At 60.6% G+C, this 23,074-nt stretch carries 27 protein-coding genes and 1 tRNA gene; 10 read left to right on the top strand and 18 right to left on the bottom strand.

Annotated features, from left to right (window positions below; genetic code table 11):
- Positions 1-278 precede the first annotated feature (278 nt).
- Positions 279-1,349, top strand: coding sequence for a porin (locus AOZ53_RS26700; RefSeq protein ID WP_054490083.1), 1,071 nt, complete (start codon positions 279-281; stop codon positions 1,347-1,349).
- A gap of 652 nt (positions 1,350-2,001) precedes the next feature.
- Here AOZ53_RS26700 and AOZ53_RS26695 read toward each other — a convergent pair.
- From AOZ53_RS26695 to radC, 12 genes are all read right to left on the bottom strand, one after another.
- Positions 2,002-2,286 carry a BrnA antitoxin family protein gene (locus AOZ53_RS26695; RefSeq protein ID WP_054490081.1) on the bottom strand — a complete coding sequence of 95 codons (285 nt, stop codon included), beginning with the start codon at positions 2,284-2,286 and terminating at the stop codon, positions 2,002-2,004.
- The gene (locus tag AOZ53_RS26690; RefSeq protein WP_054490079.1) at positions 2,270-2,590 is read right to left on the bottom strand and encodes a type II toxin-antitoxin system RelE/ParE family toxin; all 321 of its coding nucleotides are present in this window, start codon (positions 2,588-2,590) and stop codon (positions 2,270-2,272) included. Before AOZ53_RS26690 ends, AOZ53_RS26695 begins: the two co-directional genes overlap by 17 nt.
- A 118-nt stretch (positions 2,591-2,708) precedes the next feature.
- Positions 2,709-4,694 carry a ParB/RepB/Spo0J family partition protein gene (locus tag AOZ53_RS26685; protein ID WP_054490077.1) on the bottom strand — a complete coding sequence of 662 codons (1,986 nt, stop codon included), beginning with the start codon at positions 4,692-4,694 and terminating at the stop codon, positions 2,709-2,711.
- Between the two features lie 26 nt (positions 4,695-4,720).
- A complete protein-coding gene (locus AOZ53_RS34860; RefSeq protein WP_197286530.1) occupies positions 4,721-4,870 on the bottom strand; it encodes a hypothetical protein in 150 nt (49 codons plus the stop codon).
- A gap of 72 nt (positions 4,871-4,942) precedes the next feature.
- Positions 4,943-5,365, bottom strand: coding sequence for a thioredoxin domain-containing protein (locus AOZ53_RS26680; protein WP_054490075.1), 423 nt, complete (start codon positions 5,363-5,365; stop codon positions 4,943-4,945).
- Between the two features lie 12 nt (positions 5,366-5,377).
- Positions 5,378-5,650 carry a hypothetical protein gene (locus AOZ53_RS26675; RefSeq protein ID WP_054490072.1) on the bottom strand — a complete coding sequence of 91 codons (273 nt, stop codon included), beginning with the start codon at positions 5,648-5,650 and terminating at the stop codon, positions 5,378-5,380.
- A 541-nt stretch (positions 5,651-6,191) separates the two neighbouring features.
- The gene (locus AOZ53_RS26670) at positions 6,192-6,386 is read right to left on the bottom strand and encodes a DUF6900 domain-containing protein (RefSeq protein ID WP_054490071.1); all 195 of its coding nucleotides are present in this window, start codon (positions 6,384-6,386) and stop codon (positions 6,192-6,194) included.
- 3 nt (positions 6,387-6,389) lie between these two features.
- The gene (locus AOZ53_RS26665) at positions 6,390-6,641 is read right to left on the bottom strand and encodes a hypothetical protein (protein WP_054490069.1); all 252 of its coding nucleotides are present in this window, start codon (positions 6,639-6,641) and stop codon (positions 6,390-6,392) included.
- Positions 6,638-7,285: a DNA methyltransferase gene (locus tag AOZ53_RS26660; RefSeq protein ID WP_054490067.1), complete on the bottom strand. Its 648-nt coding sequence runs from the start codon at positions 7,283-7,285 to the stop codon at positions 6,638-6,640. Before AOZ53_RS26660 ends, AOZ53_RS26665 begins: the two co-directional genes overlap by 4 nt.
- 299 nt (positions 7,286-7,584) lie before the next feature.
- Complete coding sequence (locus AOZ53_RS26655) at positions 7,585-8,484, bottom strand: N-6 DNA methylase (protein ID WP_054490065.1); 900 nt, start codon at positions 8,482-8,484, stop codon at positions 7,585-7,587.
- A gap of 307 nt (positions 8,485-8,791) precedes the next feature.
- Positions 8,792-9,202 (bottom strand): antirestriction protein, encoded by a 411-nt coding sequence (locus AOZ53_RS26650; protein ID WP_054490063.1) that lies wholly within the window; start codon positions 9,200-9,202, stop codon positions 8,792-8,794.
- Between the two features lie 205 nt (positions 9,203-9,407).
- Positions 9,408-9,935 (bottom strand): RadC family protein, encoded by a 528-nt coding sequence (gene radC / locus AOZ53_RS26645; RefSeq protein WP_054490061.1) that lies wholly within the window; start codon positions 9,933-9,935, stop codon positions 9,408-9,410.
- A 487-nt stretch (positions 9,936-10,422) separates the two neighbouring features.
- On the opposite strand from radC, the gene AOZ53_RS26640 reads away from it, so the two are divergent.
- The 3 genes from AOZ53_RS26640 to AOZ53_RS34465 all read left to right on the top strand — a co-directional run bounded on the left by AOZ53_RS26640 (position 10,423) and on the right by AOZ53_RS34465 (position 13,060).
- Positions 10,423-11,379, top strand: coding sequence for an SOS response-associated peptidase family protein (locus AOZ53_RS26640; protein ID WP_054490059.1), 957 nt, complete (start codon positions 10,423-10,425; stop codon positions 11,377-11,379).
- A 71-nt stretch (positions 11,380-11,450) separates the two neighbouring features.
- Entirely contained in the window at positions 11,451-11,993 is a 543-nt protein-coding gene (locus AOZ53_RS34470) for a hypothetical protein (protein WP_231690695.1), read from the top strand.
- Positions 11,994-12,196: 203 nt separating this feature from the next.
- Positions 12,197-13,060, top strand: a complete 864-nt coding sequence (locus AOZ53_RS34465; RefSeq protein WP_156333538.1) for a hypothetical protein — start codon at positions 12,197-12,199, stop codon at positions 13,058-13,060.
- Between the two features lie 870 nt (positions 13,061-13,930).
- Here AOZ53_RS34465 and AOZ53_RS34855 read toward each other — a convergent pair.
- The 5 genes from AOZ53_RS34855 to AOZ53_RS35290 all read right to left on the bottom strand — a co-directional run bounded on the left by AOZ53_RS34855 (position 13,931) and on the right by AOZ53_RS35290 (position 17,055).
- Positions 13,931-14,161: an antitoxin VbhA family protein gene (locus AOZ53_RS34855; protein WP_162876380.1), complete on the bottom strand. Its 231-nt coding sequence runs from the start codon at positions 14,159-14,161 to the stop codon at positions 13,931-13,933.
- 160 nt (positions 14,162-14,321) lie between these two features.
- Positions 14,322-14,675, bottom strand: a complete 354-nt coding sequence (locus AOZ53_RS26630; protein WP_231690694.1) for an H-NS histone family protein — start codon at positions 14,673-14,675, stop codon at positions 14,322-14,324.
- Between the two features lie 31 nt (positions 14,676-14,706).
- A complete protein-coding gene (locus tag AOZ53_RS33840) occupies positions 14,707-15,963 on the bottom strand; it encodes a DUF7673 family protein (protein WP_082385783.1) in 1,257 nt (418 codons plus the stop codon).
- Positions 15,960-16,712, bottom strand: coding sequence for a ParA family protein (locus tag AOZ53_RS26615; protein WP_231690693.1), 753 nt, complete (start codon positions 16,710-16,712; stop codon positions 15,960-15,962). The genes AOZ53_RS33840 and AOZ53_RS26615 overlap by 4 nt, the downstream gene beginning before the upstream one ends.
- Before the next feature lie 64 nt (positions 16,713-16,776).
- A complete protein-coding gene (locus tag AOZ53_RS35290) occupies positions 16,777-17,055 on the bottom strand; it encodes a transcriptional regulator (RefSeq protein WP_162876381.1) in 279 nt (92 codons plus the stop codon).
- A gap of 94 nt (positions 17,056-17,149) precedes the next feature.
- Between AOZ53_RS35290 and AOZ53_RS26610 the strand changes: the two genes are divergently transcribed.
- The 5 genes from AOZ53_RS26610 to AOZ53_RS26595 all read left to right on the top strand — a co-directional run bounded on the left by AOZ53_RS26610 (position 17,150) and on the right by AOZ53_RS26595 (position 21,744).
- Entirely contained in the window at positions 17,150-17,497 is a 348-nt protein-coding gene (locus tag AOZ53_RS26610; protein ID WP_054490050.1) for a helix-turn-helix domain-containing protein, read from the top strand.
- Positions 17,498-18,352: 855 nt separating this feature from the next.
- On the top strand, positions 18,353-18,733 hold the full coding sequence (locus AOZ53_RS26605; protein WP_156333537.1) for a hypothetical protein: 381 nt from the start codon (positions 18,353-18,355) through the stop codon (positions 18,731-18,733).
- 28 nt (positions 18,734-18,761) lie between these two features.
- A complete protein-coding gene (locus AOZ53_RS26600; protein ID WP_054490046.1) occupies positions 18,762-20,084 on the top strand; it encodes a DUF1173 family protein in 1,323 nt (440 codons plus the stop codon).
- The gene (locus tag AOZ53_RS34455; protein ID WP_156333536.1) at positions 20,081-20,242 is read left to right on the top strand and encodes a hypothetical protein; all 162 of its coding nucleotides are present in this window, start codon (positions 20,081-20,083) and stop codon (positions 20,240-20,242) included. Before AOZ53_RS26600 ends, AOZ53_RS34455 begins: the two co-directional genes overlap by 4 nt.
- A gap of 323 nt (positions 20,243-20,565) precedes the next feature.
- Positions 20,566-21,744, top strand: coding sequence for a site-specific integrase (locus AOZ53_RS26595; protein ID WP_054490044.1), 1,179 nt, complete (start codon positions 20,566-20,568; stop codon positions 21,742-21,744).
- A gap of 65 nt (positions 21,745-21,809) precedes the next feature.
- On the opposite strand, the gene AOZ53_RS26590 is transcribed toward AOZ53_RS26595, so the two are convergent.
- Positions 21,810-21,884 (bottom strand) — tRNA-Arg (locus tag AOZ53_RS26590).
- 230 nt (positions 21,885-22,114) lie between these two features.
- Here AOZ53_RS26590 and AOZ53_RS26585 point away from each other — a divergent pair.
- Positions 22,115-23,023, top strand: a complete 909-nt coding sequence (locus AOZ53_RS26585) for a c-type cytochrome (RefSeq protein WP_054490042.1) — start codon at positions 22,115-22,117, stop codon at positions 23,021-23,023.
- The last annotated feature ends 51 nt before the right edge of the window (positions 23,024-23,074 follow it).

Raw genomic sequence — 23,074 nt, 5'->3', positions numbered from 1 at the left:
CCATACAAGATACACAATACAAATTCCGCGCGAGGCGGCCGACTTCCCGCTGACCAAGGCAATTATCCGGCGGCGTAATCGCACCAGGGCCATTACGGCCACCGGGTATCAGCGTTGTACAAGCGCAACTATAGGGCTTATGTCAATTGTCCTATCCACACTCCCCGCTTAAAAACGTTCACCCCCTGCCAACAATAATGAGATCACAAGTCCCGTTCATTGGAGCTATTGGCGGCGGACCCCTTCAATCGAAAATCTATAAAACCGGAGAAGCACTCGTGAAACGTACCGCTCTATCAGTTGCATTCATCAGCCTGGGCCTCGTCGCCGGCACCGCCTCCGCTGAAACCAGCGTTACCCTGTATGGCATCGCCGACGTCAGCATGCGCTACGTTAATACCAGCTCAGGCCAGGTAGGCGAGGACGGCAGCCGCCTGTCGATGGAAAACGGCGCCATCTCCAACAGCCGCTGGGGCCTGCGCGGCTCGGAAGACCTGGGCGACGGCAACCGCGCCTTCTTCCGCTTGGAGCAAGGCTTCAACGTGCAGAACGGCAACTCGTCCAGCTCGGGCAAGACCTTCAACCGCCTGGCCTACGTCGGCCTGGACGGCGGCAGCATCGGCGCGCTGACGCTGGGTCTGCAGAACACGGTGATCCAGGACCTGATGGCGGACTACTTCGATCCGCTGACCGTCGGTAACTATGCGGAGAACTCGTGGCTGCCCGCCGCCATGGGCCGCGTGCGCAACAACAACACCTTCCGCTACTCGAACACGTTGGGCGACTTGAACGTGATCGCGTCGTGGGCCAATGGCGACAAATGGTCGGACCGCAAGGCTGGCCAACAGATGGGCGTGAGCCTGCGCTATACCGCTGGCCAGCTCGGCCTGGGCGGCGCCTTCATGCGCACCTACGAGGGCAACGATTCCGAGCTGCGCCAACAAGTGTGGAACTTCAGCGCGTCGTACCAGTTCGAAAGCGCCAAGGTCTTCGCCGGCTACTTCAACGGCCGCGACCAGACCGGCTGGGTCAATAACGTCATGGGCGGCACCACCACCGCCCAGCTCGACCGCAAGGACAACGGCTACTTCGCCGGCGTGACCTGGCAGGCCACCCCGCGCTGGGCCATCACCGGCGCCGCCTACTACGACCAGAGCAAGAACGTGGTCGAAGACGGCGACAAGGGCAAGCGCTACGCCCTGGTGGCCGTGGCCGAATACGCGCTGTCCAAGCGCACCCAGGTATACGGCACCGTGGATTACAACAAGGTCCGCGACGCCGCCACCGGCGAAATCGCCGGCCGCACCAGCCAGGTCGGCGCCGGCGTGGGCATCCGCCACATCTTCTAAGTCCTACGCGACTCACGGCCCTACCCCCCGGCCGCATATCGAACAGCCCGTCGCTCATGCGACGGGCTTTTTTTTCGCATCAACACGCGTCCTCGTGCGAATTGGCCCCAAATGCAAAGCGCGGGCCAATTATTGTCGGCAAGTCGTCACGGTCACGTAGACACAACGTCACGGCCTGGCGACATTGAGTCACACCGCGTAGACAAGGCGGAACGTCCCGTAGACGTATCGTCACGAGCGGTGCATCTTCAACGCGGGAATCGGCAAAATCGGCCGTTTGTATACGCTGACAATATCCGCCAAGGCCCGAATCGGCGCGGGCTTTCGCCAACGGGACGTTTTCGTTGTCGGACAAAAGAAAACAGCTCGACGCGGGAAAAACAAAAACAAATCAAAGAGATAACTGCACCCGCAGGGTGCGTCCTGTGTGGTGACCTTAAGGGACCCGACGCCGCCCTGGCGGCGGGGGCCTTAAGGGTGCCTGTGAGCGTCCGGGGGACGCTCACGACGTCCGACGGACGGCCCCGCCGGCGCAGCCGGTGGGATCAGCCGCCCCGCTCAAAGCCCCTGCCTCCACAAAGCAAATGGGCCACCCGAAGGTGGCCCATTTGCTTTGGCGCAGGTTTATCGCGTTGGCATAGCCCGGCGCTGGTCAGGTCAACTGGTGAGTCTCAAGCCAGTCCCTCAAGGCATTGTTCATGCGTGTCTGCCACCCCTGCCCAGTCGCCTTGAAAGCAGCCAGGACCTCTACATCGAGACGAATGGTGGTAGCGGATTTACGCACGGCCGCAGTGCTTCCGACAGGCCGGCCCCGGCGGCGCGCCGAGATTTGCTCCGGCGTGTGGACACGGGCGTACCGCCCCGCAACAGCCTGGTCAGCGCTGCGCAAGAGCGCGGCTTCGAATTCAGCCACTTCGGGATCAATTTTCTTGGGCATCGAATTTCTCCTTCAATTTCGCCAGGACGGCAGCCGAGATGTTGTCGAACTTCGCCTTGGCGTACACAATCAGCAGCACCACTTCGCCGTTGGCCAACCGCAAGTAGTAGATGACCCTAGCGCCACCACGCTTTCCCATGCCGGCGCGAGACCAGCGCACCTTCCGGCACCCTCCCGAGCCAGGAATCACGTCACCCGCTTCCGGGTTTGCGGCGATCCAATCTACGAATGCCTCCCGCTCGGATTCGCTCCAGACCTTCGCGGCCCAGGCACTAAATTCGTCGGTTTCGATAACGGTTAGCATGAATTAATTGTACTAACAATTTAATTGCAAGGCAAGCCCTACCCATCTGCCCGCCATTCATCTGTACGACGCGAGCAAGGCCGACTTCGGACGGCCTTGCATTGGAGGGCGTCGCGGGTTACGCCTCCATCTCGCCGATCGGGTGTTCAACCGGCATTTCGATCTCAAGAGGTTGAGCGCGCATCATTTCAGGCACCCAGCCCTTCCCTTCCAGCAGTTGCTCGGCTGCGGCGGCCGCCTGGGCCTTCTTCATGGCAAGCAGCGGCTTCGCCTGCTCTGCATCGAGCGCCTCGGTGACCACTGCCGCAATTCGGTCCTTTGACACGTGTGCAAGGTAGGATTGCGTGGTCGGCTTCCACCACTTGGCCATGTCCAGGCCAATCACTGCGCTCAAGCGGTCAAGGTGACGGGGTTCTTCACCATAGGCATGGCTTTGGCGGCGGTAAATCGAAACGCTGGTAAGCACGGCCAGCAAATCGATGAGGTCCGCGCGCGATTGCTTCAACAGCCAGGGCAGTACCGCCGCGCCGTCTTCTGGAACCTGCTTCGTCACGGCATCAATCTGAGCGTGGACCGCCGACCAGGCCGCACTGTCCTTGATGCCTTCGTCCGTCTTCGCCAGTTCGTAGTGCGCAGTCCGAATCGAAAGATCGAACGTGTCTCCGGCGCTGTTGCGGCGAGTCCTGTCGAAATCACCCAACATCTGCTCGATGAGCAGGCAGAGCGCGAGCGTCGGGCGGGCCATGATTTCGGCCTGGAGGGCAATGACGCGCTGCGATTGGAGCCGGTTGGTCAGGGCCTCGGAATGCACAGGACGGGTCATGACGGGGGGCAAGTCTACCCCCGCCGTCGGCTGGCCTTCTCCGTCGCCGCTGCGCATGGCCTGGGCAACCGCGTCACGCTCGTCCTGGCGGATCAGGCCACGGGTGACGGTCAATTCGCCTTGATAGTCTAGGTGCACAATCGCGCCGCACAGAGCTTTCAAGTCGGCCGGATAGTCGTAAAGCTCGGCCCGGATTTCACGAATCTGCCCTTCATAGCCGCGAATCGAGCCGCGAACTTTGTCCAGGCCGGCCGCGTCCTGGTCTTCAGCCTTTTGCAATTCAGCCAGCTTTGTCCGCGCAGCATCGATCTTCTTTTTCAGTCCGTCGATCAGCTTGGCCTGGGCCTTGCTGGGCTCCTGGTGGACGCGCTGAATTTCGCCAAACGGCTTTTTGTCCCCTTGCTCGAAAGACACGCGGCATTCCACCCACAACCAGCCCTCTGCTTGCACCGCCTTGAACAGCTTGGATCGCTGCATCTTGGCATCGGCCATGCTGCGCGCCTTCTCCGGGTCGACGAGATAGGCGTCGTTCTCGAAGAGGTCACGGCGAACCTCGCCGCCCGCCTTCTCGTACGCGGCGACCGTCACGTACCGCGCCACGGGTGAATCGCCGCGCATTTCCGTTTCAGCCAGCAACTGGCGGATGTGGTAATCGCGGTTCCAGGATTGGCCCGCCGATGCCTTCCATGCCGCCTCCTGGCGGGCATGGTCAGAGACGGATGCCAGCGCTTGCATTTCGTCCATCTTGATTTTTCCGTCACGGAACAACTGCATGAGCTTGGGCGACACGCTCCCCAGCGCTAGCAGCTTCTTGACGGCCGATTCCGCTGCGCCGTGCGCGGCGGCGATGGCCGCGACCGTCCAGTTCTCGTCGCGCAGGCGCGCATATGCGGTGTACACGTCAGCCGGGTGCATCGCCTTGCGCCCGACGTTCTCGATCAGACTGGCGTGGTGCGCGTACTCGGCCGGGATAACGAGGCACGGGACTGGATAATCGGCCGGAAAATCACCGTCGTCGATCAACAGGCCCAGGGCCGTCCAACGCCGCCCACCCGCGCACACCTCATAGAAGCCGTCTGGCGCTGCCACAACAACGAGGTTTTGCAGCAGAACGCGCATCGCCCGGATGGTGGCTTTCAGTTGCAGAATCTCCGCGTCTTGTTTGCGGTCCTGCGCGCCACGCGCTTGATACGTTTCGCTCAAACGCAGTTGCGAATGGGGAATGTCGATGCGCTTGGCAGCGGCATGGATCGCGGCGAGTTCATTGGAATCGAATTGCATGATTGGGTGTCCAGTCGATATCTAGATCAGTGCATTTGGGCGGGAACTTCGGGCGCGTCAAGCGCGGCGATGAGAGCGGTAAGCTGACGCATCGTCATCGCGGGGATGCGAAAGTTCAGGCCCAGCCGATGGGCGCGGCGCATGTCATGCGCCAATCTGATAAAGTCATGGTTCATCACGGTTCTCCTTTTGACGGGTGGGTCGAGGTGCAAGCCCCTATCGGTTGCAGCCGAGTAGGGGCTTTTCGTTTAGTAGCCGAGCCAGTTCAACAGGTCGCGCCCGCGATACAGCGGGTGGTTTCCGTGATCGGCGAAAAAGCCTTCGGCGCTCAGTTGATGGTCGCGAATCTCCTGCATGATTTGGAACCGGGTCAGCACCGCGTCCTCTGCCGCGTCCCTGTCGCGCAGGCCGTGCGCACCAACCGGGCCGGTGTCCATCAAGTCGGCCAGCATTTCGATCAGCTCCGGGCGATGGCCTTCCCATGCGATCAACTCGTTCTCAACTGTGACGGTCAGCACGGGCGCGGACGAGAAGCCTTTCGCCGAGAGGGCGGCTGCGTAATCCGTCGCGCTGCGCAAAGTGAACTTGATCCCACGATCGGTCAGAGCGACTTTAGAAAGGTCGCTTTCGGCGCAAGCAGGCCGGATGTAGAGCACGACGTTGGTAGACATTTGGACTCCTCATTAGAGAGATTCGGGCAAGGTCCAGGTGTAGGCGTGGTCCCACCCCTGGGACCAAGAAGCCGCCAACTCCGGGACGTCCGCGAGCAGCGGCGGCACATCACTCCGCGCACGTCCGGCTTGAAAGTCGTGGTAGCCGTCGCCCTCTGCGACCTGCATGGCGAAAATCGGGTCGTCTTCACGACCTGTTTTTGCCCATTCAAGGCGGGCCGTCAGGCCGCGAAGAAAAACTGCAACCGGCTTGGAGTCGTTGGCGATCTGTACGGTGTTAGCCATGGCGTTTCCTGTGCAATCGTTTGGTTTGAAGTGCTGACCTGGACTGAAGATTCCGAGCCCCTGCGTAGGTTTTCGAATCGGGTTTCGCAGTTCGGCGGCTGCGCGTTGTTTGCCGCCCGTCCTGTTAGTTCGTCGCCCTTGCCGTGCTGGGTCACGGAGAGACGACTGGAAAGGGCGGGCGCGGATGCCGCATGCGGAGCGCAGGCCGAAGGCCGAGCACCGAACGGGAGAGCACCCGGCGAAGCGAACCCTTGGAACGAGGAACGCAGTGATACAGTCGGCGGTTTAGGGCGGCGGACTAACAGGACAGGCATTGCGCCTGCTCGATAGCGATCCCGAGTCGGCCGCGCGGCGAGCGCCCCAAGCCCGTAGGGCTCAAATTCGGCCGAAGGCCGCGCGCAGCGCCGCCAGGCGCGGAGGCGTGAGCCGACCGGAGGGAGGGAAGGATGGAGCCCGAAGGGTCGAGACTGGCCGGGGGTTGGCCAGGCTCGATGCGTAGCACGAGAGCCCGGCCCGTAGCCGCCAGGCGTAGGGACACGCCCTAGCGTCTCTTCCGGTAGTGATCCACCATCCCGGCCAGGTAGGCAGCCTCCAGGGCATCCCTAATGCACCAGACCGCTTGCTCCCGAAAATCCAGGCCACTTTTTCGGGTCTCGAGCGTCTCCAAAAATAGATGCTCGCGTGCAATACGCAGTAGTTCCTGCTGCGCAGCTTCGGAAAGTGTCGGTTTTGCCATGGTTTAGTCCATTTCCAGATGGGCCAGAATGTCGCGGGCTAAGTCGTTGAGATGAATTTCGCCATTCGCTATGGCGACCACTTCGAGATGCGGAAGTGATTCCAGTACCTTCTCCATACGTCGGTCCACCTCCCTGCGGGCAAGTGCCGGCCATCCGCGATATTCGGTAATGGTCACCAAACCATCGCGGTTCGTACGCCCGTACCCCCGCAGGTAAGAAGACAACCCCTCCAAATCGATGCTCTTGTGGCTCATGCTGCGATCCTCTCTTGCTTGGCCAGATGTAGACGCTCCACCGCGGCCGCGTGATATTTGGGGTCCATTTCGATCCCGTAGAACCGCCGGCCGACCTGGCGGGCAGCCACGCACGTCGAACCGGAGCCAGCAAAGGGATCCAGCACAATGTCTCGCGGCCGGCTGAAAGACTCAATCAGCGGCGCCAGGCATCCGACGGGCTTTTGCGTCGGATGGTGGCGGTTGCCGCTGTACTGCCAAGGCATGACGTCCGGCAAGGGCTCGGTTGGCAGCGCCGGCTGGCCCTTGGCCAGCAGGTAGGCGGACTCATGTTGGTACGCCAGGAAACGCGCCTTGGACTGGTACTGCTTTGCGAAGACGAGGTGACCGACGACGCGAAAGCCGGCGGCGCGCCAGGCGGCGAAGAAGCGATCAACACGGTTCCAGCCGTAGAACGAAATGCAGAAGGCATCATCGCGAAGGACGCGAAACATCTGCGCGAATGCCGGCGCCAGCCACTCGTCAGTACGATCGTTCGCAATGCTCCGGCCGGAGCGGTCCACGTAGTTGACGAGGTACGGCGGATCGGTCAGCACCAGGTCGACGCAGCGATCCGGCAAAGTGGGGAGAATGGACAGGCAATCGCCCAGGACAACACGGCTCATGGTTGGCTCCTTGCGTGCAGCAATGTCAGCCGATCTGCATTGCACTGCACGGGGCATGCGGGCGCAGCCCATGAGAGCGCGGTCAAGGGACGTGGAATAAATAGCGAGCATAGCGAGCGGTTTATGCCGCGAAAGCCCTTGAAGATGGGCCGCGGCTACAAAGCCGCGTGCCGCGGCCCGATCGTCCGTGCGGGAGGGGGATGCGACTGTGTGCACCGTGCAGTGCTTGATGGCCCCCGTGGGAAGAAGATGGCGCGCCGCCGGCGCGCCAGGCCCCGCGGGGGCCAATTGCAGTCTCCCTAGAAGAGCGACATCTGGCCAGCTGCAGCAGCTTGGCGGACTGCCTTCGAAATCCCCTGCAACGGCTGCTCGATCTCGGATCGGTCATCGTCAGCGGTATCCCGGAAGGCGTCCGACTGTGCCGTGGCCACCGAGTCTTGAAGGCGGGGTCGAACGCCCTCTTCCGCCTCACGGCGCCGAAGCCGCGCATTCCAGCCACCCAGGATATGAGCCGGCGTTAACCACTGCTCGCGGCATTCCCCCGTCAGGCCGTTGCCGTGAATGACCAGGGCCGGCACGTGCAGCAGAGCGAGTTGGATAAACGTCATATGCACGCAGCGCTGATCGATGTCGATCGCCGTCGCGTGCATGCACAGCTGGTAATTCAGGCCGGCGTCATGCAGCGCATGCGCTGCCGCGATCAACATGCCGCCGGCGCCGCAGGCCGGCTCCAGCACACGGATGAATCCGTGAGCATCTGCCTTGTCGGCCAGCGCCTGGCCGTCGCCCATCATCATGCCTCCCATCAGGCGCGACACCTCGTACGGCGTGAAAAATTGACCGGCGCCCGCGTTGCCCATATCCAGCATCATGAAGGTGCTCCCCAGGACGTCGCCGAAGTCTGCCGCCTCAACGCGCAGTTCGTACGACATAACCAAGTGCGCGAAGGCCTGCACGAGCTTGTCGAGTTCGGCCCGCTCGTACTGGGCGATCACCTGCAGGTAGCGTTGCTCGCGCACCTCCTGTTGCGCGAGATCTGCACGGGCCAATGCGATCGCGCAGATCTCCACCCAATCGCTCCAGACACGGTCGATCCCCCGCGTGTGTGCTACTTGGCGCAGCAAGCCGACGATCTCCTTCTGGTGGGCGTCGGCGTTGTTCAGAAACCGACGCTGTTGTGCATTTGAGGTTTTGGCCATTTGATCTCTCCGGTTGCCAGGGCGGGAATGCCCGGAACTTGAGAGGCACGGCGCAGCGCAGCGCTCAAGTGTCGAAGACGGCCGCGGCCGCAAGCGGTGCCGGCAAAGCCGGCACCGCGCCGCACTTGAACGCGAGAACGGCGTGGCATCATGACCGGGACAGCAGACCCGCCACCCCGTATGGCTTTCAACGGTCCAATTTCAAAGCACAGCCGTCCCCCTGCAGCGCCACTTAGCAGGGGCTGAAGCACGATGATCCGAAGGCGCGTAGAAGAAAAATGGCCCGCCGAAGCGGGCCGGGATAGCGTCAATCGATCGCCGCGAAGATGGCGTTTGCCTCGGCGTGTTCGCCGGCGAAGTCGCGCAGCGCGTGGTACTTCTCAATCAAGTCGACCCTGGGATACTGACCGCACAATTCGCAGAGGGTGAAGAGCGTGGCCACGATGCCGGCGGCGTCCGCCGACATCATGCGATCGCACCGGTTCATCGGCCATTCGATGCGAAGCGTTTTGTAGTCGGCCGGCGCCATGTAAAAGCCGTTCGGAATTTCGTAGTAGTGCCAGTAGCCGCCCGCATAATCTTTCGAAAGACGGTCGAGCCAGTTGTAGACACTGATTTCGCCGCGCAGCATCAGGCGGCGCCCGAACGCCCTGGGCAGAAAGTCGGTGCGATCGCCATCGGGCACCAGGCGTGCGACGGATAGAGTGGCTTGGGTCATATCGTGCTCCTCAGAAGTAGGGCCCGGCCGGGTGGCGGGACGGGAGCACTGGCGCCCTGCGGAACAAGCGCCGGGGGCAAGGGGTCGTGGAATATATAGCGAGCGCAGCGAGCGGCTATATGCCGCGAAAGCCCCTTGAGCCCGGCGCGCGCAGGGCAAAGATGCGCCCAAGGCCTGACACCAGCGCCAGGCCAGGCGCTGCAGGTCAGGGCATGATCCCCTTCTCTACGAACGAGACGATCTTGCCGCCGCCCACGATCAGGTGATCGAGGACGTTGATGTCGACCAACGCGAGCGCATCTTTGAGCTGACGCGTTATTTTGATGTCGGCCGCGCTCGGCTCGGCATGGCCGCTCGGATGGTTGTGCGCCAAGATCACGCTCGCCGCGTTTTGCGCCAGCGCAGCTTTGACGATCTCGCGCGGGTACACAGGCGCGCTGCTCAACGTGCCGCGGAACGGCTCTTCATATGCGATCAGCTCGGCGTGTGGGTTCAGGTACATGACGGCGAACACTTCGTGCTCCAGGCTGTGGTTCAACCGCAGCTGCAGGAACTCGCGCACGAGCTTTGGCGAGTCCATGAGTTGGCCTCGCTGGATCTCCAGCAGAACGACCTCGCGTGCCGCGGCGAGGATTTCTTTTGGCGCGGCCGGCCGCACGGCGCCGGTGGAATCTTGCACGAAGAGTGCTCCCGCGACGTGGTCGATGGTGTTGAAGGCGATGGAATACTGCATTGCTGGATCTCCAGTGCCGGGCGGGATTGCCCGGCGATCCTGGGATACGCTGCAGCGGAGCTGTCAAGTGGCCTGCCGGCCCTGGCCGCAAGCAGCGCCGGCGCCGCCGGCGTTGCGCAGCACTTGACGGCGAGAACAGCGTGTCAAAATCGCCAAAGACGCAAGACCGCCCTCTCCCCCGCTGGTGGCCACCTGCAGCGCGGTACGTGCGCGCCTCTACTGCCGGCGGGGCATCTGCAATCACAGAGATGATCGATGTGCGGTGGAATCGTTCAGAAGCCGGGTGAGCTGGATTACGTTGAGCGGACCTTTACCGAGCAGATCCAGATCTTCGCGGACCCAGCGGGGCCGCGCTTCAACCCCCCTCGGGCGTGAGCCCGCTCGCTTTGCATCGCCCGGATGAAGACGCCGAGGCCCTGATCAGGCTATCGTGGGGATACAAGCGTCCCAATCTAATGGGATCCCGTCCTTCAGAAGCGAGGCCACTATGTGCTATTCCGCGCAAGTCGAAGCTGCCTACAAGAAGCTCGGGCGCCACTATCGCGCCGCTGTCGACTTCGATGAATTCGTCAATCTGTACCTGTATCAACCCAACGGCGCCCGGCCCTTGACGCCCCGGGCGATGGATCGGTCATTCAGTGCAACGGATGGTGGACCTGCAGCCGTGATTGCGGGTGCTGTCGACCGGTGGGATAAGCAGGAAGCGAGCCAGCTCGAGGAGGTGGTCTTCACTCAACGCACGCGCCTGGTCAATGCGGAACGAAGCCTGCAGAACAAAGTGACCAAGAAGGCTCAGAACGACGTGCGTGTAGCCTCAAGCAAGGTCGATCGCGCTCTGGCCAAGCTGTCCCGGTTGCGGAGCGACACGCTCCTGCCATCCGACAGCCGAATTTTTCCGGGGTCCTATGCACCCGTGATCACGGGTCATGGCCAGGATCGCCTCATTCGGCCGATGCGCTATCAGTGCAGGCTCGCGGGCAAACCTGCGAGCTACGACGTGCGGTTCCCGGGCACCTACAACGCGAGGCGGGACAGCCTCGAGCGGTACTGGGGCAATACGTTCGGGCATACCCACGCGATCATGATCGTTCGAAAGTTCTATGAACATGTGGCCAGGCATGCAGTGGAACAGCGCGAACTCGGGCCAGATGAAAAGGAAGAAAGCGTGATAGTGGAGTTCTCCCCCGAACCAGCGCAGGAGATGGTCATTGCATGCCTGTGGGCTGAATGGACTGGCCCTGAAGGGCGCCTTCTGTCGTTTGCTGCGATCACCGATGAGCCGCCTCCTGAGGTCGCTGCAGCTGGCCATGACCGTTGCATCGTTCAGATCAAGCCCGAGAACATCGATGCGTGGCTGAATCCTGATCACCGCGACCTGGCCGCCTGCTACGAGATCCTGGATGACCGCCCTCGTCCTTACTACGAGCACCGCCTGGCCGCCTGAAACCGAGTCTGGCCGTTTGACTTCTCAAAGTGGCCGTCGTACAAATACTGTATATTTGTACAGTATTTGATATGCCAGCCCCTACCGGCGCCAATTCCGCCAACCACACCTGCTTCTGTTGTGCGCACTTCCGTGGCCTGATTGGGACCAAGGCGAACTGCGGCCACCCGAGGTTGAGCCCGACCCATGATGCGCCCGAAACGGGGTGCAAGCGCTGGTCGTTCGCCGCCGGCGCGGATCGCGATATCTGGACCTGCGAAGATTGGCACGTCAATGCCTCTCGCGAGGTGCCCGGATATGTGGATGCGCCGCGGAACAGGTTCCGCGCTCCACTCAGCGGTGCCGATATCCGGCGGCTGTACGACTTCCCTGGCGAAAGTTGGGACGACGTTCGTGCCTCCATCGCCAAGTTGGCCTGGGAAATTGGGCGAGAACGAGATTTCAATTGCCGCCTGCGTCATGCGTTGCTGGCCATGGCCCAGGAGCCGAAGACACCATTGCAGACGCGGATTTACTTGCGGCGACTGGCGCAGCGCATGCTTGAAGATCCTGGTGTGCGAGAAGAGATTGAACGGCAGACGATGATGGACGCCATTACACATCGAGGCGAGTAGGTCAGTAGAGTTCCGCACATCCCGTTTGTGCGCACATGTTTAGCCGCTAAACGCGTCGTTTCCCCTGTCCTAAGCTAGCATCTTCGATATGTATCCGGCATCTTCTTCAGGTCGTACTCCCCTGGATACTGCTTGCCGTGCCGCCCGCGGCGAGACTGAGCCGCATCTACCAACCAAGCCCTGTAGGGATCTCAGCCCAAGCCATGGTGCCTTCGTTCTACAAAGAGTGGACCGCCCCTGCCGATTCACTTCCAAGAATCTACTTGCTTGCAGTCAGAGAAAGGCATCTGCCGAATGGAGAACCGGTCCAATGGATCCTCGTCGAAAGGTCCGAAACCCGATTAGATCGCCAGGACGGCAGCACCATCACTGCGAGCATTAGGCTCTCATTTAAGCCTTTGCGTCTGTCCGAAGAATCGGGGTTCGGAGACCACGAGTCTTTCAACGGCAATTATTCTTCTGGCCCTGGCGGTCACGATGCGAAGATCTCGATAACCGGCGGCTCCCTGATGATCAGGGACCGACGGCTTCGAAGCAAGCGGATCGGTACTCATCTGATGAACGAAGTAGTCCGATGGGCACAACAGTGGCCGACCGCCGTTGTTAGGGCGGTGTCGGTTTCTTCCGTCGACGATTATTTGGACAAAGTTGACGGGCAGGATGGCGAAGGAATAGAGAACAAGCTTCGACGCAATCTGCTTTATGAGAATTTTGGCCTAAAGATGATCTACGCCGACGATCTCAAAGCAGAAGGGCATTCGCTTCCCATGCTGGCCCGAGAGTTGATTCCTCGTGACACGTGGAAGCAGAATATAGAAGTCCGCGACGTCCCTGGATACATCCGAGACCTGCGTAACGACATTGCCGCATTGAAGCGAAAGGATTCACAACGCAGCCAGCACATTGTGCGTTTGAAGAAGCAGATCAAGAGCGCAGAGCGTTCCCCTGTGCTTTGGGCCTGCCACCAGGTGTTGCTTCGACTTCGCGGCAAGGCACCGTGCATTGCATTCCTTGGCTCGATCCCCTTGTTGCTTTGGATGGTGTTCTCGTGGCTCTCACCCGCTTAGACGGCGCATCAGCATCGCCGCTGTTTTGAAGTCAGTATTTCAAACTGGGACGTGATGGGGGCCGGTGGGTATGTGGGTGAAGCCCAGGAGCCTGTGGGCATACCCTGTGGGCAAGCGCGTGGTCAGGCGCAGCCTGTCCACCGTTTGTCCAGCAGGGTTGTCCATGGGCCGAGCGCAGCGAGCTGGGCGGTCGCGCAGCGATCATCCACATATCCACGGGTCCGTGGTTTCGGCTTTGAGGACAGGGATAGGCCGTGCGAATGCCACCAACGGATCATCAATCCGCCAAACGTGCCATGCCGGGCGTCTCCCCGACAGGCCCGCTATCGCTCGGGGAAGTGCAAGAAACGCACTCGGTGCTGCGCTATATGGGCCGATATCTCGAATTGGCGGAAATCGTCGACGCTTTGAAAAGCGAGGGCGCATCCACGCTTGTCTGTCGTTAGGCCGTCGATGGTCCGCAAGACCGACTCTCGATCGATCAGAACCGTATCATCCAATGCCGCGACACCGCGCCTACGCAATGAGGACAGTAGGCGTGTTTTGCCCGAACGGGTGGGGCCTATCAAAACAACGAGGTCACCAGCGTTCAGGCACTGTATCAGTTGCTGGCGACGCCACCACCAGCGGACGCCCGTCTGGCTATGAGACCCGTGCGGAAGCTGGCTCGCAAGCCACGACCTGAACGGTATAGGTTCGCGCTTACCACCGCCAATCTGCGCCATATGCGCAACATTCGCCGCGTGATCGCTGACATACGGGGTCAGAGCGAATGTGCGCTTCGTGCGCTGCTTAGGGAAGAGATCGTCTGCTGTTAATGTCTTTGTCATAGCGCGTGGGACTCATGCAGGTGTAGATGGCCTAATAGCTCTAGCAACCCGGGGAAACTCCGAATCCCTCGGCCGGCTCTTGGCGAAATTCGCCAGCAGAGATCCGCGCCCGCACGCTCTGGAGCACTTCGGCGATTGTCAGTTCCCCCATCACGACGCGGTGCAGTTCCGCAACGGTCGTGGCATCAGGTTCTAGGCCTTCCAATCGTTGATTCGCCACAGCGTTGTCCAGGCCGCGCTGAAGATCTCGCAAGGTGGCTTGGTTTTGCATGGTTACCTCCGTAAGACTCTATTTTAATGCGCCGGGGACGATACTGCTTCGAATTGCCGGTGGCTATCTCTTCGCTGCCACGGCGGAGGGAGTCAGGCCAACCTGGCCAATTCGCTATGTCGCGGTTCTCCCCAGATCTCTCACCACCGCGTACCGCGCCCTACTGGTGGGGTTGAAGGCGATACTCTTCGCGGCTCCTTCCAGCGCCCTCCTCCGCGACCAGCCACCGCGGCGTCCGCCCTCTGCCCGACCAGGTTTCTCCCGTGGTTGGGTGGCGGTACTTGGCGGCAACGGGTCCCCGGGCACGCCCCTTGTTGGGATTTCTCGCTTTAGGCTTCGCGGAGCGGCGGGCGCCAAACGCCTCGGCAACTTCTTGAGGTGTAATGGCGGTGTCTCGCATCAGCACGATGATCTTCCTTACTTCTTCCGTGCGCCGAAGTGTCGCCATCAGTCGTTCCTGCTCCTGCTGCAGGCTCTTGATCTGCGCATCGATGTTCTTGAGTGCAATGTCCATCCGTAGCTCCATGGGTTGTGTTGTTTAGCCGCTAAACGTTGGCATTCGTGGTCCGCCAGGAGTCTTCTCCGTAGAAATCCCTGAACCCCCAGTCCTTCGCCAGCGTCTCCCAGATCTTCGACCCGTGCTCGAAATAGCGGTGAACTTCCTGCTGCGGGCGAGCATCCATTCGCAGCACCGCAATGCAGTCTTCGACCAGTTCGTTGTCCAATCGACGCAGATCGGTGTTGTCGAATGGGAATCTGTTTCCGTTGTAGAGATTCAACAGGAACCGGGCTATCACCTGCGACTGGCCTGTATCCCTCTGCGCGATCGGCAGTAGCCGCTTTAGCGCGGCTTCTCCGGCTTCCATCCGCGCCGGTCGCTCGGCGAGTTCACGAGACCGTTCCTCGCGCATCTTGGCAAAGGCCGCCTGTACGCTGGGCGGGTTTTCAGAAGCTTGTCGCGACGTACCGGCATCGTCGTTGAGGATCACGTGCGTAGAAGCTTGTCGGACTATCCGGATTGCGTCCTCAGCGCTCGGAGTTACCTCCGCAGCACCCTGATGTCCGCTATCGGGTTGTTCCTTGCCTTGTGCCTTCGCCGACTTTCTGATCGCCTTAACTTCTGCCCGCGTGGGCTTTCTTTCCGGAGATTGCAGTAGGCCCTCAACAGCCTTCGGATCTTCGCGATGAGCAACGGCCAGTTCTTTTGCCAACGTGACGTCAGTCAGCTGCCCGTTCGCAACTGCATCGGCAACAGGTTCGGGAAGGCTAAGCATCGACACGTGCATGCTGACCCACGCCTTAGATTTGCCCAATTTACGGGCAATGTCGGCTTGCGTCATTCCTTCCGCGAGTTTCCCGCCGATGAAATCCGCCAGTTCTCGGCCGTTGAGCTTTTCGCGTTGGAGGTTCTCGATCACTTGGTCGAAGTCATCGAAATCATGATCTTCGTGCCCGGGGATCTGCTGGAGGCCCGCCTCGATCGTTCCCAGATAGCGACGGTGACCGTGGTTGATGATGAAGTCGCCGGGAATAGTGGGGTGCGGTCGCAACGAGATGGGGACCATCACCCCCCTCTTCCCCTGGCGCTGGCGTTCCTGAATGGAGGCGGCCATTTCACCGATGCTTTCCTTCGTCAGCCCTTGGTTGCCATCACGTCGTTTGTTGTTCTTGTCCGGGTGAATTCGGGCGACGTCATACATCTTGTAGCCCTCTGCCTGCTTTGGGCCATCCAGCAGCGATGCAAGGTCGCCCAGGCCATCCAGATCTAGGCCTCCCGGCGTAGTGTGCGATGCAGAGTTCATTTGGCGATCCCCATCATTTGCAGTACGTGCTGACCCAACGCATGCATTTCGGCGCCAGCCGCACGTGCGGTCGTCTTCTTGCTTTTCCAGACTGGTTCGCCAGCAGCGAGAGCTTCCGCCACGCTGGCGCGCAGGCCAACGACGACGGGCGCGAGCAGCTTGGCATGAGCGGCCTGGACTTCTTCCAGGTGCTTGACTTGGCGAGGGTTGCGACGGTCGACGCGGTTCGGCACGATGCCGAGAAATTGCAGCCTTGGATTCCTCTGCTTGGCTCCCACGATTACGCGCATCATGTCCTTGATGCCCTCGATGCTGTAGTCCTCCATTTCCACCGGGCTGATGACCGCGTCAGCGGAATTCAGCGCGGTGATTGTTGCAATGCCGATGTTCGCCGGCGTGTCGACGACGCAAAGGTCAAATCCATGGGCTTCGAATTCCTGCAGGTTTGCCGGGTAATTCTTGAAGGCCTTCTCCGCGGGCATGTAGATGACATTTGCGAGCAGGCGGTCCGCATGCACCAAGCTTATGGCCCCGGGGATCGACGGTATGGCGGGCGGCTGATCTAGGAACAATGCGCTCGCCGGCACTTCCAGCCGGTGCTGGCGCATCGTCTTGGAGAGGTTGCCGGTATCGAGGTCGATCACCAGGGTTTTGTAGCCCGCTTCGGCCGCATGGAATGCGATGTGGGCAGCGTCGGCGGTCTTCCCAACTCCGCCTTTGCCGTTCGCTATCACAACAGTCTTCATCATTGCCTCTCGAGAGGATAAGGTCTGGCGGCTGGGCGATATTTCCTCGTTTAGCCGCTAAACGCAGTCAGGGTTCGTGGGTAGTGGGTGGGGATGGCCGCTGCAGGTCGGGCCAAACCTCCCAGTAGTCGGTGGGCCTTAGCTCTTCCCGCGGGATGCCAAGGGTTTTGAAAATCCGCACACAGTGAGTCGACCCCAAAGGGGCCTTGCTCTTGAGCATTTTGTTGACGGCCGGCTGAGTCACTCCCAAGATTCGGGCGAGCGCCTCCTGCGTCCCTCCAGCCAGTGCAATTGCCTTCTTCAGAGCAGGCTGGGAAGGTCCTAGGTCGTCTGAATGATCAGTCATAGAGTTCATTTTATAACTACGGTTATTTTTAGTCCAACGGAAATTTATTACTGCGGTTTTTGACGCGTCACAACTACAAGAATACGCTCCGCGCATGAATCAGACGGCGATTGGCGCCAGGATCAAGCAACGCCGCAAAGAGCTAAAGCTCACCCAAGAACAGCTCGCGGACCTGGCCAACCTCACACAAGCAGCGATCGCCAAAATCGAGCGCGGCGGAGCCACGCGCCATATCACCGACATCGCCAAGGCTCTTGGGGTGGATACCAACTGGCTTGTTTACGGGGAAGAGGCAGAGAACACGCCGACTTCTGGGTACTGGCCGTTCAAGATTGCCCGTCTGCATGACTTCGAGTCCCTTTCTGCCGCCAAGCGTCACGAACTGGATGTCCGGCTTGCAGACTTCATCGCGGGCGCCATCGAAACCAAAAGAACCGCGTAGGCGCAAGGCCTCGGTGCGTCCCTGCCATCTGCAAGGACTGCCCGCGAATCCCCTCCCGAAGCGCTCGCCAGCTCGAGCAAACCTAGCGGTAGTACCCACGTTGTATAGATTTGCCCTCAAGGTAAGCAAATGAGATTTGCGCAACTAAATATTCCTATTTTTATAACCACAGTATTGCGTTATTTTATGACTTCCGTTATATTTTTGCTCACCGGGAAAAAACCCGTCTTGTTCTTTCACAATCCGAAATGTTTGACCGTCCTGCGCTCGCTGTGAAGCGACGCCAAGGGGAGCTTGCCGTGAGGAATGAAAGGCCCTGGGGACAAAAACAAGCGGCAAGAATTGATGTGTCAGCTGGCGACCCGTGAAGTCCGCTGGTCTATCGGGGAAGCGAAAACAACAAAAACAGGGTAGGCGCCGGTGCAAAAGTCAGCGTCCACATCAATCTCGGAGACGTCGAGGCAGAGGCACGAAGTGCCCCCTGACGTCGAGTGAAGCACTCCGAGTGGCTAGCGCTGCCGGAGGAGCCCAGCCCGAGCGCCCAAAGAGTATCTGCATGCCTTCCGTGGCGAGTAACGGATAGGGCGAACACCGAAAGGGCCCAACCCTTTTGCGCCGTGCAAGTCGGCAGGAATTCGCATGCGTCGTGGTATCTCGCATGCGACATCCGAATCGGCATTCTTGTGAAGCCCTGTTTAGCGGCTAAACACGGCCCGGGGCGAGTGCTCCGATTCGGATGAAGAACTTAGCGGTGTCGGTCATGGACGACTTCGGCGCGTTAGTACCCGTCCCATATCCGGAAACCATACTCCCATGTGGATGACGCTCCATGAAGCGCCGTCTTGGAGCCAGTCAATGAAAGTGTCCACTGCCAAACGTAATCGTGTCCTGACCGATATGTGGCTTGAATGCAATAGCCACGACGGGTTGACCAAAACAACAGTGCGCTGTCTAGTTGGGGCCGCCTGGTGGACGTCCTCGACCTTCTGCGCTTTTTGGGCCTTGATGACTACGGCTGCCGCCATGGGCGCCAGGTCTGATGGCAGTCTGATCCTGACGTTCATTGTCAAGCTCTACGCCATGCTGCTCGTGGTTGATCCGCAGGCTCCGCTTTTTTGGGCTTGCTCAATCGTCACTGCGCTTTACGCTGGCGCCGTCGGAGCGAGTGTCGCAATTCGGCTGAGATGGATGGATATTCGAAGGACCCGCACCTATCGGTCCATACCGGGCGGCTAACCAGCCCGCTCCAACGGAGGAACCCCACATGGACAGAAGGCTCTATCCTGTCGAGATCCGGGTGGGCAGCGCACCCCGCTCCTACTCGCCACAATTCCAGACTGAAGAGCAATACGCCGACTCATGGAAGCGAGTATTGCTCCTTTCCCATGGTAAGGCCGAAGTACGCTGCCTTTGCCCTGGATCCGGCGATAAACGCCTGTCGATTCACAGCCGGTCAAGCTCCGATCGTTTCCACTTAGCGCGGTTCCCGGAAACGGGCACCGAACATAGCGAAGACTGCCTTTACTACGCTGCAGACCCCGCAATGTCGGGCCTGGGCTCATATCGGCGCGGTGTCGTGCAGGAGCTGGACGACGGTGCGACGAAGATCAAACTGAAGGTCGGCCTACAACAACGGCCTACGGCGGCGCCCGAAGGTGCTGACACGACATCACCAGGTAATGCCAAGGCTCCACCATCACGGTCGCGCTCCAGCCAGGCCAGCATGACTTTAAAAGGTCTGCTCCACTTTCTTTGGACGCAAGCGGCGCTGAACACCTGGTCACCTGGCATGGAAGGCAAGCGCAATGTGGGTGTCGTGCACCATCATGTCATGCGTGTTGCCGCGACAACGTATGCCGGCCGAGTGCGGCTTGCACAGAATTTGATTGTCGCCACGCCCACCAGCGCAGGCCAGCAGGCCAGCTACAACAGGGCGAAAACCCTGGATGCAGTGAGCCACCGCCGGCGCCTGGTCGTGGTTGCCCCGTTGGCGCAACACCAGGATGGCATGGACGGGGCAAGCTTGATGCCCGTTTCAGCATTTCATGGAATCCCGCACCTGGCGCTCGACGAGGGCATCTGGCACGCGCTCGAGCGCAGCTTCGGTAGGGAGTTGGATGCCTGGCGTGCAGGCAACCCTGTTGTGGCAATTGTTCAGACAGACCCACCGAAGTCCTCTGGCGGCACGGTTCGCGCTCAAGTCGTCGACGCGGCGCTGATGCATGTAACTCGCGAGTGGATCCCGGTGGACTCCGGGTACGAGGCGTTGATTGCCGACCAACTGGTTGCGACAAAGCGCCGATTCGAAAAGCCTCTTCGCTTTGACGCTGGCGAAGACGCGACCTTTCCGGACTTTTGGCTCAAGGACACGGAGAGCCCCATGCCGCTAGAGGTCTGGGGTATGGCCACCGCCGAATACCGAGCTCGGAAAGCCGAAAAGGCCGCTTACTACGACGACACGTACGGCAAAGACGGCTGGTGGTCATGGAACGCCGCGACCGGTGACCCTGTGCCTGGCTTTCCCACTAGATCACCGACCCGCCCAGTGGCCGTGGCCGATCGGGCGCAATGGAGTGAATCCAAATGAATATGGCCGCCCTGCTGTTCTGCTTGGCCACTTTTACGGTGCTCTTGGCTTTTGTGCTTGGCCTGATGCAGGAAGATCCGGACCAGCAAATGGCGTACTTCTTCGGGGCGGTAATAGCTGCGGGCGCCTCAGTGTTCGGGCAGATGATCCTGTGGTAGGCGGAGCCAGTCTGCCAAACCACCAGCGCCTTGACGCCGCCCGGAGCGGCCGGCGTTCCTAGACAGACGCATGTTCCGAACTCGGTGGCTCATGCCCCCAATGACTCCATTGCGCCCCGATGGAGTCGCACCTCATGAAAGGCAATCATGGTCCTCAACTACCGCCCTGTGAACTGGGTTTTGATGGAAAAGGCTTGCGAAGTTACGGGCCGCTCCCTCGACTCATTCCGACACTTGATCCGCAACGGCCATCTCATCGAAGGCACACACTGGAAGTGGTCCCAGGACAACCGACAACACATCAATTTGGAAGCCTACGACGAATGGGTATCAAAGAGCACCTCGAAGGGGTCTACCCGCGGACGACGTCGATCCTCGTCGATTTCCGCTGGAACGGAAAGCGCTATCGCGAGCGCGTAAATCTCCGCCCGACCATCGCCAATCAACGCGTCGCCGCGCGGTTGCGCGACGAAATTCTGCATTCGATCCGCCTCGACAAGTTCACCTGGGCGGACTTCTCCCGGTACTTTCCGGATTCGCCCCGAGCGGTCAATGCGACAGAGTCGGCAGGACCCATGACGTTCGACGCCGCGGCAGATCGCTGGCTCCTGGTCGTCAAGCCACAAGTCGCCGCCACAACCCTGGATGAATACGAGAACACGCTGAACAACTATTGGCGCCCAACTCTCGGTGAGCGGGAAATCGCGGATATCACCTACGAAGACCTGCTGCTTGAAATCTCGGAGCTTCCGCCGCTCGCGGCCAAGACGTTCAACAATGCCATGACGCCTCTACGTGGAATTTGGGCGATGGCAACGAAGACCGGCAGGGTACCCACGAATATCACGTTGGAAATTGACAGCCGGAAAGGGCAAAAGCCGCCACCGGATCCGCTTGAAATCAACGAAGTGCTGTTAGTGCTGGACCACCTCCGAGACCATTTCGCCGAGGGTTGGTGGAACTACTTCGCCGTCGCCTTCTTTGCTGGCCTGCGTCCATCTGAGGCGATAGCCCTTCGCTGGAACCGGGTCGATTTTCGGCGGGAGCAGGTCCGAATCGATAGCGCAAGGGTGCGTCGCGTAGACAAAGGCACGAAGACGATGGTGGTCAGGGATGTCGACCTTCAAGAACTTGCGCTTGAGGCCCTGCAGCGGCAGAAACGCATAACCTACGACCGCGGAGAAATGGTATTTCTGAACCCCGTGACTGGCGATCGGCTAACCGATACTGCAGCGCCTCTCGCAATCTGGCACCAGGCCCTGAAGGAACTTGGGATCCGCGAGCGCGACGCGAGGCAAACGCGCCACACGTACGCGACCATGGGCCTGCACGCGGGTATGAACCCCGGTTACCTGTCGAGGCAGATGGGCCACAAGAACGCAAAGATGTTCTTCGAGGTGTATTCGAAATGGATCGATGGCGCGGCCAATCAACGCGAGAAGGACAAGATGCGCCAGCTCGTCGCCCAGCACCAGCCTGCAGAGTCGAGACAGGCCGACTAGAGGGAACTCACTTAGGCGTTTTGGTCACGCTGCGGTCACGCACAACGCCTAAGTCTTTGATTTTTTGGCGCGCCCGACAGGAATCGAACCTGTATCAAGAGCTTCGGAAACTCTCATTCTATCCATTGAACTACGGGCGCAGCGCAAGGAGGCGGTATTGTACCTAGTTTTATGCGGTCTGCATGAAGTGGATCAATTATGGCCGCAAACTCATCGAAAACCCCTGTCCGGCCGTTGGACGAGTGTCCATGACACCGTTATATAATCCAGCGTTTGCTTGCAAGGCGGTCTGCTTTTGCCGCCCTTTGTGCAGTACTGATTTTCTGTTGCCGCCGCCAGGCGCCCCGGTACCCGTTAGCAGGATTTGGTCATGAGCAACGAGCAGGAACACATAGAAGAGCACTCCTCCCCCATCAAGACCCCGAAGCAACTGATCGTCACGGTCATTCTGGCCTTCGTGGTGCCCATCGCCATCATCATCCTATTGGTGAACATGGTGACCTCGGGCACCAAAGTGGGCGCCGGCTCGGATACGCTGTCCAGCGAAGCCGTCACTAAACGCATTGCCCCGGTAGCAGGTTTCGCCCTCGTCGACGCCAACGCGCCCAAGGTCTTCAAGACCGGCGAGCAAGTCTTCACCGCCGTCTGTACGGCCTGTCATACCGCCGGCGTCGCCGGCGCGCCGAAGATCGGCGACAACGCCGCGTGGGCGCCCTTCATCCAGTCGGGCTTCGATGCCATGATGAACGTGGCCCTGCACGGCAAGGGCGGCATGCCGGCCAAGGGCGGCAACCCGACGCTGTCCGACTTCGAAGTCGCCCGCGCCGTGGTCTACATGGCCAACAAGTCCGGCGGCTCGCTGCCCGAACCGGCCGCGCCCGCTGAAGAAGGCGCCAAGAAGGAAGCCGACGCCACGCCGGCTGCTGCCGCTCCCGCGGCGGCTGCCCCGGCCGCCCCGGCTCCTGTCGCGGCCGCACCGGCCGCAGCAGCACCGGCGCCTGCCGCCGCGCCCGCGCCGCAGCAGACCGCCGCGGTCAATCCCGCTGGCGAGAAGCTCTACAAGAGTGTTTGCTTCGCCTGCCACGCCACCGGCGTCGCCAATGCGCCCAAGTTCGGCGACAAGGCCGCCTGGGACCCGTACATCAAGACGGGCATGGACGCGATGGTCAAGGTCGCCATGCAGGGCAAGCCGCCCATGCCGCCCAAGGGCGGCGCGGCCAACGCCTCGGAAGACGACATCCGCGCGGCCGTGCAGTACATGGTGGACGCGGCCAAGTAAGCCGCGCACCGCTCTCCCGCCGCGCTCCCCCAACGCCGCGCAGGCGAAAAA

This window comes from Achromobacter sp. 2789STDY5608621 (genome assembly GCF_001299375.1).
Lineage (GTDB): Bacteria > Pseudomonadota > Gammaproteobacteria > Burkholderiales > Burkholderiaceae_B > Achromobacter > Achromobacter insuavis.
Note: the sequence above shows the minus strand (reverse complement) of the source record. Positions and strands in the feature narration are given on the sequence as shown.